This is a genomic window from Pontibacter silvestris (assembly GCF_020907275.1).
Classification (GTDB): domain Bacteria; phylum Bacteroidota; class Bacteroidia; order Cytophagales; family Hymenobacteraceae; genus Pontibacter; species Pontibacter silvestris.
Genome location: NZ_JAJJWI010000013.1, coordinates 84,691 through 98,175, shown reverse-complemented (window position 1 = coordinate 98,175; position 13,485 = coordinate 84,691). Strand labels below are relative to the sequence as shown.

Below are 13,485 nucleotides of genomic sequence, written 5' to 3'. Positions count from 1 at the left end.
GCTTAAGCATTTATGTCTACTATAATTGTTTTGTAACCTGCATAATTACCATCTTCTGTTCTGCCCAGTAAATAAACTTCAGTACCTAACTCATTGATAAGATACACCTTTACGTCCTGCAGTAGTTCATTCATTTTGGAGATCAGTTTTTTATAATGTTCTCCTTCTTCTTCACTGACAGTTTCATCTTCGGCATAGGTATTATCATAAAATATATGATTGAAGAATCGTTCTACTTCCATTGTTTCCACTTTTTTACCCCCGGGCTTACCAGCCCATTTAGCCACCAACTGCTCGCTAAACTCTTCGTCCTGCGGCTTTTCGTGGTAGTAAAATTCTAGAGGGGCTTTGGTGTCCGGCACCAGTAAGCCACTTGACACTTGTACCAGTTCTTGCTGAAGTTGATCTCTGTTCATATTTCTTTTACCTTAAGCGTTGCGTTTTAAAATGTAATACTTATCATTAACTGTCTTATGTAAATCTGTTACGGCTATACGAAAGCCTCATCCACTTAAACGAAAGAATTTATATGAAATCAGAGCCAATGCTGAAAGATAATGCGCTAAAAGATAAAACAATTATTGTGACAGGTGGCGGAACAGGCCTTGGACGTTCTATGGTGAAATATTTTTTAGAACTTGGGGCAAATGCTGTTATATGCAGTAGAAAGCTTGATGTATTAGAGGCTGCAGCCAAAGAACTGGAGCAGGAGACAGGGGGTAAGGTATTGCCAATAGCCTGCGATGTTCGTAAGTACAATGAAATTGAAACTATGCTGCAGACCTCCATTGATGCCTTTGGAAGGGTGGATGTGTTGGTAAATAATGCTGCCGGAAATTTCGTAAGCCCCACAGAACGACTTAGCCATAAAGCCTTTGATGTGATTACGGACATCGTTCTAAAAGGTAGTTATAACTGTACTCTGGCCTTAGGTAAGCATTGGATTGAGAAGAAGCAGGAGGGTACTGTTCTTAATATTGTGACCACCTATGCCTGGACAGGCTCTGGCTATGTAGTACCGTCTGCGTGTGCCAAAGCTGGAGTGCTGGCTATGACACGGTCGTTGGCAGCCGAGTGGGCAAAGTATGGCATTAGATCTAACGCGATTGCGCCAGGCCCTTTTCCGACTGAGGGAGCCTGGTCCAGGTTATTCCCAAAGCAGCTGGCTGACGAACTGGACCCTGTAAAACGTGTACCTGTAAAACGTTTTGGAGAGCACCAGGAGCTGGCAAACCTGGCTGCTTACCTGGTTTCAGATTATGCTTCTTTTGTGAATGGTGAAGTGGTAACTATAGACGGAGGCGAATGGCTTTATGGTGCCGGAGAGTTTAATAGCTTTGACAAAATACCACAGGAAATGTGGGACGTAATGGAAAAGCAAGTAAGAGGGAAAGGGTAATGATAGCATCTAACTAAGAACTAATAAAGATAAAGTTAAACCAGGATTGGAAAGTTTTATCACTTACTCTTACGTGGCATAGAGTGAACTTTACAAGTATCCTGCATTATAAACATTAAAAAAAGCCCTGGCTTATGAAACCAGGGCTTTAAAAAAGCTTTATTTAAATCTTTAAATTAATGAGGGTTTACATAAGCGGGATCACCAGCTTCATCATCGGGGGGATAGTTCTCACGAAGCTGAGCAAGACCTTTTTTACCGTATGCCAACCTTGTAATAACAACATATAGTACCGGTACCACAAAAATAGCCAGGAACGTAGCAGCCAACATACCACCAATTACAACCCAGCCAATAGTCTGACGTGATACTGCACCGGCACCACTTGCCATAGCCAATGGAACAACACCCAGTATAAAGGCAGCTGAAGTCATCAGGATAGGGCGCAGACGCAATTTAACAGCTTCTATGGTTGCCTCAATCAACTCCATTCCGCGGTCTACACGTTCCTTGGCAAACTCCACAATCAGAATGGCGTTCTTTGCTGCCAGACCAATTAGAGTAATCATACCAATCTGCGCGTACACGTTGTTATCCAAGCGAGGCAGGAATGTAAGAGCCAGGATAGCACCGAACATACCAAGTGGTATGGCAAACAGAATAGAGAAAGGAACAGACCAGCTCTCGTACAGGGCGGCTAGAAGAAGCAACACCAGTACAATTGAAAGTGAGAAGATGTACACCGTACTGTTACCGGCAGCAAGTTCTTCACGGCTAAGGCCAGAGAAGTCATAGCCATAACCCGTTGGCAATACTTGCGCAGCGACTTCCTGTAGTGCCTGAAGTGCCTGTCCGCTACTATAACCAGGAGCAGCATTACCCATTATCTCTGTAGATCTAAATAGGTTATAATGCGAAATCACAGCTGGGTTTTCCTCCACTCTGGTAGTAACAAGCGCACTCAGCGGAACAGATTCCCCTTGTCTGTTCAGTACATAATATTGGCTTAAATCTTTAATATCCATTCTATAAGCTGTATCGGCCTGGGCTACCACTCTGAAGTTTCGTCCGTAGCGTGTGAAGTCGTTTATGTAACGGCTACCCATATAAGACGACATGGTCGCATAAATATCTGAAATGGATACACCCAGCCTTTTTGCCTGCTCACGGTCCACATCAACATGGTACCCAGGAGTTCTGGTGTTAAAGAAGCTATAAGCCATAGCTATTTCAGGTCTCTGGTTTGCTGCCATAAGGAACTGTCCCATTACGGCCTCAAACTGTTTCAGGTCGCCTCCACCTGATCTTTGCTCTAACATAAAGCTGAAACCACCAGACTGACCAAGACCAGGAATAGCAGGAGGAGCTACCACAATAACATTAGCTTCGCGGATGGCGGCAAAACGCTGGTTTAGCGTGGCCATAACTCCCTGCAACTGCTGAGACTCGTCTTCTCTTTGGTCCCAAGGCTTAAGCTGAAGGAAGAAGGTACCACTGTTAGACTTAAACGAGAAGTTAATTACGTTCAGACCGGCAATTGCCGTATAGTTTTTAACTGCAGGTATGTCTGCCAGAATAGTACCCATCTGTGCCATAACAGACTCAGTTCTTGTTGAAGATGAACCTTCAGGCAATTCTATTGAAATGAATACCCGTCCTTCGTCCTCGGTAGGAATAAAGCCAGTTGGTTTATTGGCAAATAAGCCTACCGTTCCGGCATATAAGCATGCAAGCAGAATTAACATAAGTGGAGTTGCTTTAATGCTTTTGCGTACACCACGAGAATAAGTCTCCGTTGTTCTTTCAAACCAGTTGTTGAACTTATAGAAGAATTTATTCAATCCTCGGGAGTTCTTGTTCACATTCATTGGCTTTAGCATAAGCGAGCATAGTGCCGGCGTAAGCGTAAGGGCCACAAATGCAGAAATTAGCACTGAAATGGCAATTGTAATAGCAAACTGCTGGTACAGACGACCCACAATACCCGGTATAAAACCTACCGGAATAAACACCGCAGCCAAAATCAAAGCGATGGCTATTACGGGAGCCGTAATGTCTTTCATGGCCTTACGGGTTGCATCCTTGGCAGAAAGTCGCTCATGGTCAATATAGTGCTGTACCGCTTCCACCACCACAATGGCATCATCTACCACAATACCTATTGCCAGTACGAAACCAAATAAGGTAAGTGTATTTATGGTGAAGCCAAGTGGTATAAAGAAGATGAACGTACCGATGATGGATACCGGAATTGCCAGGATTGGTACCAGTGTAGCGCGCCAGCTCTGCAGGAACAGGAACACTACGATAATTACCAGTATAAGCGCCTCTACCAGTGTGTGTACCACCTCATTGATAGATACCTGAACTACTGAAACTGTTTCGAAAGAAACAACATAGTCAACATCAGCTGGGAAAGACTTCTTCAGTTCATCTAAAGTAGCGTAAATTCCTTCTGCGGTTTCCAGTGCGTTACTTCCCGGTGCCTGGTACAAAAGCAACATAGCCGATGGGTTTCCATTGATCATTGAACTTCGGCCATAGTCAAAGCGACCGAATTCAATTCTGGCTACATCTCTTAAGTAAACAATTGAACCATCTTCCGGATTGGTGCGCACAATTATATTTCCAAACTCTTCCTGTGTCTGCAGGCGGCCTGTTACTGTAATTGGAAATTGAAATGCCTGATCTGGGCTCTGTGGCTGCGCTCCTACTGTACCGGCAGCCACCTGAAGGTTCTGCTCCTGGATAGCCGCAGTAATCTCATTAGCACCGATGCTGTACTGGGCCAGCCTGTCAGGCTTCAACCAGATACGCATACTGAAATCCTGACCCAGCGAGCTAATGTCACCCACACCAGCTACCCGAAGCAGGGCATCACGCACAAAAATGTTTGTGTAGTTATCCAGGTACTGAATATCATGTGTGCCGTTCGGTGAGTAAATACCAATTACCATCATGATACTAGGATTACGTTTCCTTACCGTTACACCTAATCTTCTAACCTCTTCGGGCAGGGTTGGCTCTGCAATACTGGCGCGGTTCTGCACATCCAGCGTGGCAATGTCAATGTCTGTCCCTACCTCAAAGGTTACCGTCATGTTCATTTGGCCGGTACTGGTGTTGGTAGAGGTCATATAAGCCATACCAGGGGTACCGTTAATCTGTGTTTCTACCGGTGTGGCAACTGTCTGCTCTACAGTCTGTGCATCGGCACCTGTATAAGTAGCCGAAATAGACACCGTTGGAGGGGAGATATCCGGATACTGTGTGATTGGAAGGTTCATCATGGCCAACACACCAACCAGCACGATCACAATGGAGATCACGATAGAGGTGACAGGCCTTTTTATAAATACGTCTGAAATCATGTTTCTCTGAAAATTTCTTTAGAAGCTTTTCTTAAAATATTACTGTCTTGCAGCTGCGCCAGACTGTGCTCCCTGTGGGGCTCCTACCTGAACTTTGGCGCCCTGACGCAGTCTCTGTAACCCTTCCACTACAATTTGGTCGCCTGCATCTACGCCCTCACGAACTACTATATTAGCGCCAAAACGGGTACCGAGGGTAACGTTTTGCTGTATTACTGAGTCTGCCTGAACTTTATAGACATAGTATTCACCCAACTGCTCTGTTACTGCTCTGTAAGGAATTACCAATTGGTTGCCGATATCCTGGTTCAGCACATTTATATTCACAGACATACCTGGAATAAGCTGGCGGTTCGGGTTCGGGAACTGAACTCTTGCTGTAGTTGTACCTGTCTGACGGCCTATGGCTCTGTCTACTGTAATAAGCTTACCGCTGTGAGGATAAGACTCACCGTTGCCAAGTTCCAATGTGAAAAGCGAATCAGGCTGTGACTGGCTGTTGTTTAGAAAATTAGCAAATCGCGGTACTTCCTGCTCATTTATGGCAAAATCAGCAGCAATAGGGTCCATAGACGAAATAGTGTTCAAAAGGGGCTGACCTGCTGAAACCTGCGCGCCTACTCTCACCTGAGATATACCAATGATACCATCGAAAGGAGCCGTGATAACTGAATAGCTAAGCTCAGTGGAGGCACTGCTTACCTGTGCCTGTGCTGCATCTACCTGCGCCTGTGCTGTCTGCACATCGGTACGGGCATAATCTACCTGCTGTCTTGCAATCGCATCCTGCTCAGCCAGTCTTTCGTAACGCTCCAAATCTTTCTGCACCCTTGCCAGGTTAGCTCTGGCGCTTTGCAGACTCGCCTGTGCCTGCTGGTAGGCTGCCTGGTACCTGGTTCTGTCTATTTCGTAAAGCCTTTGTCCTTTCGTAACGCGCTGCCCATCTTCCACAAAAATATTTGTAATATAGCCAGCTACCTGAGGGCGCAGTTCTACTTCTTTTAATGGTACAACAGTAGCAGGGTAAGTGTCGGTGCCAGTCACACTTTCTTCTGAAACGTGGTATGTGGTAACTGGAACAGCCATGGAAGCAGGGTTCATTTGCTGTTGAGCATTTTCTTCGCCACCGCAAGATATGAGTATGGTCGGGCAGATAACAGCTGCCATCAGCCAAGAGAGATTTCTCTTCATTATAGTTAATTGTTTAATATTTTAGTTGACGTCTATAGTACCTATTGCTCTCTGGTAATCAAGTTTGCTGGATAGCAAGTTGAAAAGCGAGTTGTAGTAATTCAGTTGTGTTGTCCTAAGGTCTGTTTCGGCTACAATAAGATCAACATAAGGTTTGATTCCTTCGTCGTACTGTAGCCTGATAACATCATATACCTCCTGGGCCAGCTGTACATTGTCACGTATGGTTATCCAGTCGTTGTAGTCGCTTTTGTAGTTCGCCAGCGCTGTCTGGTATTCAGTGTTGATAGCTTTTCTTGTATCTTCTACATCAAGTTCCAAACGTTCTTCCTGTAGTTGTGCCAGCTTGATATTCTGGAATCTTCTGCCTCCCTGGAAAACTGGCAGAGAAACTTGTAGTCCTACTGCCGAGGTTGGAAAAGACTGGTTGTAGAGATCAGAGAACTCATTATTGAAATAGAGCCAGTTATAGTTAATGTAAGCAGACACTGTTGGAATAAAACTCCATTTATAGTACTGTGTATTTAACTGAGTTAATTGTCTCTGTGTTTCCAGCTGCTGAAGCTCCACTCTGTTGGCAAAGTTAACCATAGTGGTCGTGTCTACAGACACGTCCTGTTGCATTAGGTTATAGTCGTAAGCAAGCGATAAATTCTCTTCAATAGGGTATCCTAAGAGTTGTTTCAGGTAAGCGTATTTTGCTTTTACGCCTTCCTGTGCTCTTTTCCTGTCGCTACGGATGTTTGCCAGCGTAATGGCTGCTCTCTGGTAGTCGGTTTTATCAACTAGGCCAACTTCGTAGCGGCTTCTTGCGTCGTTATATTGTTTCTCTTGCCTGGCAAGGTTTTCATCCAGAATGCGAAGCTGCTCCTCTGTTAGCAGAACATCATAGAAGGCTTTACTGACATCTACCACAGTGTTTATTTTATTATTAACCGTGTTCTGGTCCAGCTGTGTTCTCTGGTATTGTGCCGCTTTAGAAGCAAGCAGGAGGTCTCTGTTAAATAAGTTTTGGGTTGCCTCAACCAACACATTAGAAGTATACTTCCTGCCGAGGGTAAGAACCTGATCCCCAAATGGCTGTTGCTGTAGCTTCAGGTTGTGCGTTCCGCCAAAGCTGGCGGCTATCTGCGGGAACCATCCGGATAAATTGGCTTTGATTTCCCGTTCGCCTATAGCCTCATCTATAAGCGACTGTCTGACAACAGGCCTTTGCTGCAAAGCGTATGCGAGACACTGCTCGAGCGTCAGCTTTTTAGGCTCGCTGCCTGTGTTTGTCTGAGCCAGCAGGAGGGAAGAGGGGAAAAGTATACACCCTACTAACAGTGGCTTTAAACGTCTTAATAGTTTCATGAAATTTAATTAGTACTTAGTGTTTAGTATCTTTCATAGTTCATTTGTGATGTATAAGTGCTCCGTAGCCCGTGCAGCATATACTTTTAAGGATTAGCTCATAGTTAATATCTATTGTTTAAACATTATTTAAAGTAATAAATTATAATACTAAGTATCTTGATCTGTAGATTGGTTATTCGTCATACCATTCCATAGTATTTGTAAAATTTGCTTAAGATCAGTATCTTCAAAAGCTATTTTGCCAAAGGTGTGTATCTTAGCCATTGTAATTACATTTCCATGTGCTAAAACCGAAGCTATCTCGGGTGTCACATTTCTGATTTGTCCGCTCTTTATTCCTTTCTGGTAAAAGTTGAATAAAAGGCTGTTAAAATCATCAGACATAGACCCTTTTTCGTTATAGGGGGAGTTTACAAACTGCTCAAAGAACTTTAATACGTTAGGGTTGTTTATATAAAACCAGTACAGGTTCATGCAAACACCAAAGAACCGATCTTTGTAAGGAATGCTTTCATCGTCTCCTTGCTGAACGGCTTCAATCATTTGCTTTCTTATATAAGAAAAAAGCTCGCACAACAGATTCTCTTTGCTTTCAAAGTAGTGGTATATGGTACCTGCAGCAACGCCTGCATTCTTAGCTACCATACTCATAGGGGTACCATGAAACCCATTATCTTTTACTAGTTCCAGAGTGCTCTCAAATATGGCCTTTTTCTTCTCCGCTATCTGCTCCATCTAAATCAATTTCTGAATTGAATGTTCATTCGGTCACAAAAGTAGCAGCAATATTTTAATTAACACCTATCAAGGGAATGTTTTTTATAAACTACAATCCATATAAAAAATGGTTTAATTAAGATTTATTATTCTTGGATAGTTTGTAAAGTGTTGATAATAATTGATATAGATTATTTTAAATATATAGCAGATGACTGGGTTGGCCTTGGTAAGGGTGCGAATTTGAATGCAGGGAAAATTTCTGTAATTCAAATGAAAATCAGTATATCCACCATTCCGTTTTCACCCCACCATATATTCCCCATTGTTGTTGACCTGATCGTTGCAGGAAGGGTGAGTACAGGTTATCTTTTGCAAAGTCGTTATATCGGGCAGCAGAAAATACTAATCTTAAATGGGGTCTGGCCCAGGGGCTTCTACGAGCGGTGGGTACTACTGTAGGAGCGATGCTTACCTTAAACATAGTGGCCGAAGGTTGCTCTCCGTCTTTTCTTACTGTGTAATGGGCCTCATTTAGTAGGTGGAACCAGTCAGTGAGGTATACAAAGGTGCGAAAGCCAACGGCAAAGTCTGTTTTACGGTTATAAATGGGTCTTCCTAAATAATCGGGAGCTTTATTGTCAGAGTCTGCCGCCCCTTTACTCTTCCTGAAAAGACTGTAGCCGTTCAAGCTAAAGCGGTCCGATAAGTTTAACAAAAAGTGTTCTACAACTGATATAGAATAGGCATTATTGAATTCCTTGGTTTGTTCGTCAGGTGCTCCATATGTCAGCCAGGTTCTGGTTGAGCCGCCGTCACCTCCGTTGGCAATTCCTCTTCCATAGCGCACTGAAAATTGATTGAATGATCCGGCTTTTGCAGTATTAAGATCTTTATTGTACTTTATGCCTGCAACCCAGCCACCATCACCAGGGTAGCACATAGAGTCTCCTTTAGCATTAGCCAGCCGATGCCATTCTCCCAGTAATTCAATCACATTACCGTTTTGCAGGTTAATGCTGTGTTCTGCTATGCCTATAAAACGTTGCCTAACAGATTGAGTAGGCGTTCCATTTACAGTTGTGACAAAGGAGTAGGGCGGGTAATTGGCTGACGAATCTCTGATAGCAGGAAAGATAAAGGATAGCGCAGTGTTATTGCGGCTTACCCCAAAGCCTTGTGATGAGTGGTCATCGAAATAATACATATCAATAATATGAACATCATCGTCCCGATAATACCTAGATCCAACCCAGGCAGACCACTGGCTTCCCACTATGTTATGAGCTTCCACAAAAAACTCGGGAATCCTGAGGACGAGCCCCCTCTCAGATGCTGTCGATACATTACCTATAAAAGGACCGCCTGAGGCAAACATAGAGAGAAGCACCTGCGCATTTATATAAGTTGTATCGTTACTGTTGTTGACAGGTTTAAAATGATAATCGCCGACCAGCTCTAGGTAATCTTGTTCTTCAAGCCTGCCTCCAATAGAGCCCTGACCCTGAAGGTTTAATGGAACACCTGTATTGCCGGGAATCTCAGGTGAAAAGCCAACACCTATTCTTCCATAAGACCCTAATGAAAAATTATCATTAGAAACTATCTGTGCAGTACTCACAGATGTGTTCATCAAGACAATAAATATTATAAGTATAGCAGGAAGCTGTAATTCTTTGATAATATTCATTAGAAACTGTTTGTTTTCCTAGTGGATAAAAGATGTAGTGTAGTTTAGAGTGCTATTTACTGTAAATAAAAAGTTCTGGCGGGTTATAATTATCTTGCTGAACCACACCTCTCCACACTGCTTGGGGTGTGGCGCAGCCGGGGCGAAAAGTGTATGAAGAGGGAACTTGTGCTAGTGTAAATTTAACCTTAAAGTGCAGGTTTTATTCTGCTATGGCTGCACTTTAAGGTTTAGGGGCTTCAACGAAAAGAGCCTGTGCTTTAACTTATTATAGAGAGCCTAAGGTTGGTTCAAAACTCTGTTCGGCCTCCCATTCTTGGAACTTAATAATCTCTTTTTCGAAAGAAGAAACAAACCAAGCCATTATGCTAAGATCATCCATTAAACCTATGGCAGGAATAAAATCTGGTATAATATCGAAAGGAGTAATAAGGTAGAGCAGAACAGCTACAGTAATTATCATGGATTTCTTTGATATGTTTCTGTATGAGCCATTGGCATAGGCTTTCACCATTCTGACAAAAGCCTGCATGACACCCTTTAACTGCTGAAAGCCACTCTGCTGTTTTTCTACATCAACTAACTTACCATAGGCAGTGGAGAGTAATATGCCTAGTTTAACAGGTTTAGTCATTACGCCTCCGGCTTTTCCCATTAGCTTTTTAAACAGGGGGTTTTGTGAGTACACGAGACCTTTTTGAATCAGATCAGTTAACATCATGTTGTCTTAGTTGTTTTGTTTGATTTCCTGCTACGTAAAAAATTAACAGAAGGCTTTAAAAATATTTATACCCTTACCTATTGCTTGTTTACGTGACACTCCTTAAAATTGGTGCTGTTTACTCTGCTTACAGTACAAAAAGAGCGCCCATAAATTTCAGTAAATGAAGCTGATTATAAAATTGCTATTGCCGGTACTAATATTGCTGGCTGTACTTTGTACAGCATCTATGTGGCTACCAAATCAGTGCGTGGTAGAACAAGTAGTTGTGCTAAAAGCACCACCTGAGGAAGTGTATGCTTTCATTAATAATCCTGCTGAATGGCCTAAATGGACAATACTCAACAAAAAAACTGATCCAAGTGTTATACACCTGTATGCCGGACCTATGCAAGGTAAAGGAGCACGTATGCAGTGGAGTGGCGATAAAGTTGGAAATGGACAACTTATTATAACTGAAAGTACCAATCCGTATTCTATAACTTATGTACAAAAAGAGGAAGGAGGAGAAGATACTACTCGCGGTGAATTTGTGCTACAGCAGGTAAATAGAGGCACGATGGTCCATTGGAAACAAAGAACACCATTGGCTGATAATCCCTTAGGTAGGGTACAAGGGGCTATTCGTAAGTATAAAAAACAAAATGAGCTACAACAGAGTTTGCAAGGCCTAAATAACTTGATAAGCAACAACAGTAAGCGCAGAGCTTCAAAATAGGAAAGGCTATGACTACTACCATAATAAGACCTCCTCTGGAAGATTACCCCGTGTTCTATAAGGATTATATAAAACTACTGCCAGAGGGCGATGTACTTTATTTGCTGGAAAGGCAGGCGGTTGATCTCAGGCATATGTTCAAAAAAATATCTGATACACGTGCAGAAGAAACCTATGCAGAAGGTAAATAGAGCATGAAAGAATTGCTACAGCATATGATAGACTCAGAGCGCATTTTTACTTACCGGGCTTTATGCTTCAGCCGTGGCGAAAAGGCCTATTTGCCTGGTTTTGATGAGAATAAATATGCTTATAATTCACTAGCTAACATTCGGTTGATAGAAAACCTGCTGGATGAGTATGAGGTCGTTCGGAAGTCTAGCTTGTATCTGTTCAGGAGTTTTACACCCGTTATGTTGGATGAGGTAGGTGTGGTAAACGGTAGTTCCATTTCTGTGCGTGCCCTTGTTCATGTTCTTGCCGCACATGAACTGCATCATATTAATATATTGCAGGAGCGTTACTTAAAGCGCAAAAGCTGATTAATGTGAAGGAGCGGGTTACAGGGTTGGCTAGCTCTGATTTTCTTTTATCCTTACAAATAAAAAAAGTGTGTACATTCTTTATTTGTAAGGATAAAAGAAAAGCTAAATAGTTTTCTGTTAAAGTAATTCATTGGCCAGGTTCGCAAGTTCAGAGCGCTCACCTTTTTGCAATGTTACGTGGGAGTAAAGAGGGTGATTCTTTGCCCTGTCTATTAAATAGGAGAGGCCATTGCTTTGCGAATCCAGGTAAGGCGTATCGATTTGGTAAATGTCTCCTGTAAAAATGATCTTGGTATTTTCTCCGGCCCTGGAAATAATAGTTTTTACTTCGTGAGGAGTCAGGTTTTGCGCCTCATCTACAATAAAAATTATATTAGATAAGCTGCGGCCCCTGATGTATGCTAATGGAGTAATGAGTAACTTCTCCAGGTCCAGCATGTCTTTTATCTTCTGAAACTCTTTACTGGTTTCAGAAAACTGATTCTGGATGTACTTGAGGTTATCCCACAGCGGCTCCATGTACGGGTTTAACTTTGATTTGATATCACCAGGAAGATAGCCTATGTCTTTGTTGCTTAATGGCACAACCGGGCGAGCCAGGTAAATCTGCTTATACTCTTTGCGCTGTTCCAGGGCACTGGCCAGAGCCAGCAAGGTTTTACCTGTACCTGCCACTCCCTGCACCGACACTAACTTTATTTGAGGGTTCATCAGGGCATGTAGTGCGAAGGCTTGTTCTGCATTCCTTGGCTTTACACCATACGCCGTTAGTTTGTCTACCCGCTCCAGCTGTTTTTCTGATGAATTATAAAAGGATAAGATAGAGCTTTTGAAGCTCTTCAGTATAAAGTAATGATTATCTGCCGGAGCTTCGTCCAAAACATTTTTAATGTCTGACTTTCCTTGTTCATAAAGTTCATTAATTACATTGGCGGGAATATCTTCAAGCGTATCATTTCCTGAATACAGCCCTGCCACATCCTGGATTTTGCCTGTTTCATAATCTTCAGATGTGAGGTTCATGGACCGGGCCTTTAGCCGCAGGTTTATGTCTTTAGTTACAAGCACAACTTTATGCTCCGGAAACTCTTTTTGCAATTGAAGTGCCGAATTGAGAATGCGGTGGTCGTTCTTATCTCCGAAAATTCTTACAGCATCAATATTTGCTGTATCACCCATCAGTACTTTAAAAGAACCCTTGTTCTTGCCATTTAAAGGCAGCCAGTCCTGCAGTTTATGTTCAGAAGATAATTTATCTATAAAGCGAATGAACTCCCTAGCTTCAAAGTTCTTAATGTCATTGCCTTTCTTGAAGTTGTCCAGCTCTTCCAGTACTGTGATAGGGATGGCTACATCGTTCTCTTGGAAGTTCTGAACAGCGCTGTGGTCATAAAGTATGACAGAAGTGTCTAGTACAAAGATTTTTTTCCGGACTGAGGCTGCTTTTGAAGTGTTTGTCTTTTTTACAGAACTGGTTGACTTGCCTTTTTTAGGAGTAGCTTTTTTATCAGCTGGCGTACTTACTGCACTTAAAGTTTGGTTGGGCATAAGCATTAGGTTAAGGGTAGAACCAATTTCATCCATATTGTATGCTGCACTTACCTCACACGTTGGCTTTGTGGTAGCAATGTGTTTTACGTTTATCACTTCCCTCCGGATGAAGTTTCTGCAGTGCGTGCAGAACAGCTTAGGAACTTAGATACATATTAAATATTATAGATGTAAATACCTAATTGATTATCAATTCATTCTGTTAGATAATTATCAAGCTAATTAT

Annotated in this window: 12 protein-coding genes; 4 read left to right on the top strand and 8 right to left on the bottom strand. The window is 42.6% G+C overall.

Annotated elements, in window-relative coordinates; translation table 11 throughout:
• Window positions 1-2: 2 nt before the first annotated feature.
• Window positions 3-416 (bottom strand): nuclease A inhibitor family protein, encoded by a 414-nt coding sequence (locus LN995_RS13235; protein ID WP_229961561.1) that lies wholly within the window; start codon window positions 414-416, stop codon window positions 3-5.
• 113 nt (window positions 417-529) lie between these two features.
• Here LN995_RS13235 and LN995_RS13230 point away from each other — a divergent pair, with 113 nt between their 5' ends.
• The gene (locus LN995_RS13230) at window positions 530-1,399 is read left to right on the top strand and encodes an SDR family oxidoreductase (RefSeq protein WP_229961560.1); all 870 of its coding nucleotides are present in this window, start codon (window positions 530-532) and stop codon (window positions 1,397-1,399) included.
• Window positions 1,400-1,575: 176 nt separating this feature from the next.
• Here LN995_RS13230 and LN995_RS13225 read toward each other — a convergent pair whose 3' ends face one another.
• From LN995_RS13225 to LN995_RS13200, 6 genes are all read right to left on the bottom strand, one after another.
• Entirely contained in the window at window positions 1,576-4,770 is a 3,195-nt protein-coding gene (locus LN995_RS13225; protein ID WP_229961559.1) for an efflux RND transporter permease subunit, read from the bottom strand.
• A gap of 39 nt (window positions 4,771-4,809) precedes the next feature.
• Window positions 4,810-5,961, bottom strand: coding sequence for an efflux RND transporter periplasmic adaptor subunit (locus LN995_RS13220; RefSeq protein ID WP_229961558.1), 1,152 nt, complete (start codon window positions 5,959-5,961; stop codon window positions 4,810-4,812).
• 21 nt (window positions 5,962-5,982) lie between these two features.
• Window positions 5,983-7,314 (bottom strand): TolC family protein, encoded by a 1,332-nt coding sequence (locus LN995_RS13215; protein WP_229961557.1) that lies wholly within the window; start codon window positions 7,312-7,314, stop codon window positions 5,983-5,985.
• Between the two features lie 150 nt (window positions 7,315-7,464).
• Window positions 7,465-8,052: a TetR/AcrR family transcriptional regulator gene (locus LN995_RS13210; protein ID WP_229961556.1), complete on the bottom strand. Its 588-nt coding sequence runs from the start codon at window positions 8,050-8,052 to the stop codon at window positions 7,465-7,467.
• A 262-nt stretch (window positions 8,053-8,314) separates the two neighbouring features.
• On the bottom strand, window positions 8,315-9,724 hold the full coding sequence (locus LN995_RS13205) for a carbohydrate porin (RefSeq protein ID WP_229961555.1): 1,410 nt from the start codon (window positions 9,722-9,724) through the stop codon (window positions 8,315-8,317).
• A gap of 268 nt (window positions 9,725-9,992) precedes the next feature.
• Window positions 9,993-10,445 carry a YkvA family protein gene (locus LN995_RS13200; RefSeq protein ID WP_229961554.1) on the bottom strand — a complete coding sequence of 151 codons (453 nt, stop codon included), beginning with the start codon at window positions 10,443-10,445 and terminating at the stop codon, window positions 9,993-9,995.
• Between the two features lie 229 nt (window positions 10,446-10,674).
• On the opposite strand from LN995_RS13200, the gene LN995_RS13195 reads away from it, so the two are divergent.
• Genes LN995_RS13195 through LN995_RS13185 form a run of 3 tightly spaced genes read left to right on the top strand, consistent with a single transcriptional unit; the run spans window position 10,675 to window position 11,705 of the window.
• Window positions 10,675-11,163 carry an SRPBCC family protein gene (locus LN995_RS13195; RefSeq protein WP_229961553.1) on the top strand — a complete coding sequence of 163 codons (489 nt, stop codon included), beginning with the start codon at window positions 10,675-10,677 and terminating at the stop codon, window positions 11,161-11,163.
• Window positions 11,164-11,171: 8 nt separating this feature from the next.
• The gene (locus LN995_RS13190) at window positions 11,172-11,354 is read left to right on the top strand and encodes a hypothetical protein (protein WP_229961552.1); all 183 of its coding nucleotides are present in this window, start codon (window positions 11,172-11,174) and stop codon (window positions 11,352-11,354) included.
• Between the two features lie 3 nt (window positions 11,355-11,357).
• Window positions 11,358-11,705, top strand: coding sequence for a DinB family protein (locus LN995_RS13185; RefSeq protein WP_229961551.1), 348 nt, complete (start codon window positions 11,358-11,360; stop codon window positions 11,703-11,705).
• A 120-nt stretch (window positions 11,706-11,825) separates the two neighbouring features.
• On the opposite strand, the gene LN995_RS13180 is transcribed toward LN995_RS13185, so the two are convergent.
• Window positions 11,826-13,256 carry a PhoH family protein gene (locus LN995_RS13180; RefSeq protein WP_262910486.1) on the bottom strand — a complete coding sequence of 477 codons (1,431 nt, stop codon included), beginning with the start codon at window positions 13,254-13,256 and terminating at the stop codon, window positions 11,826-11,828.
• Window positions 13,257-13,485 lie beyond the last annotated feature (229 nt).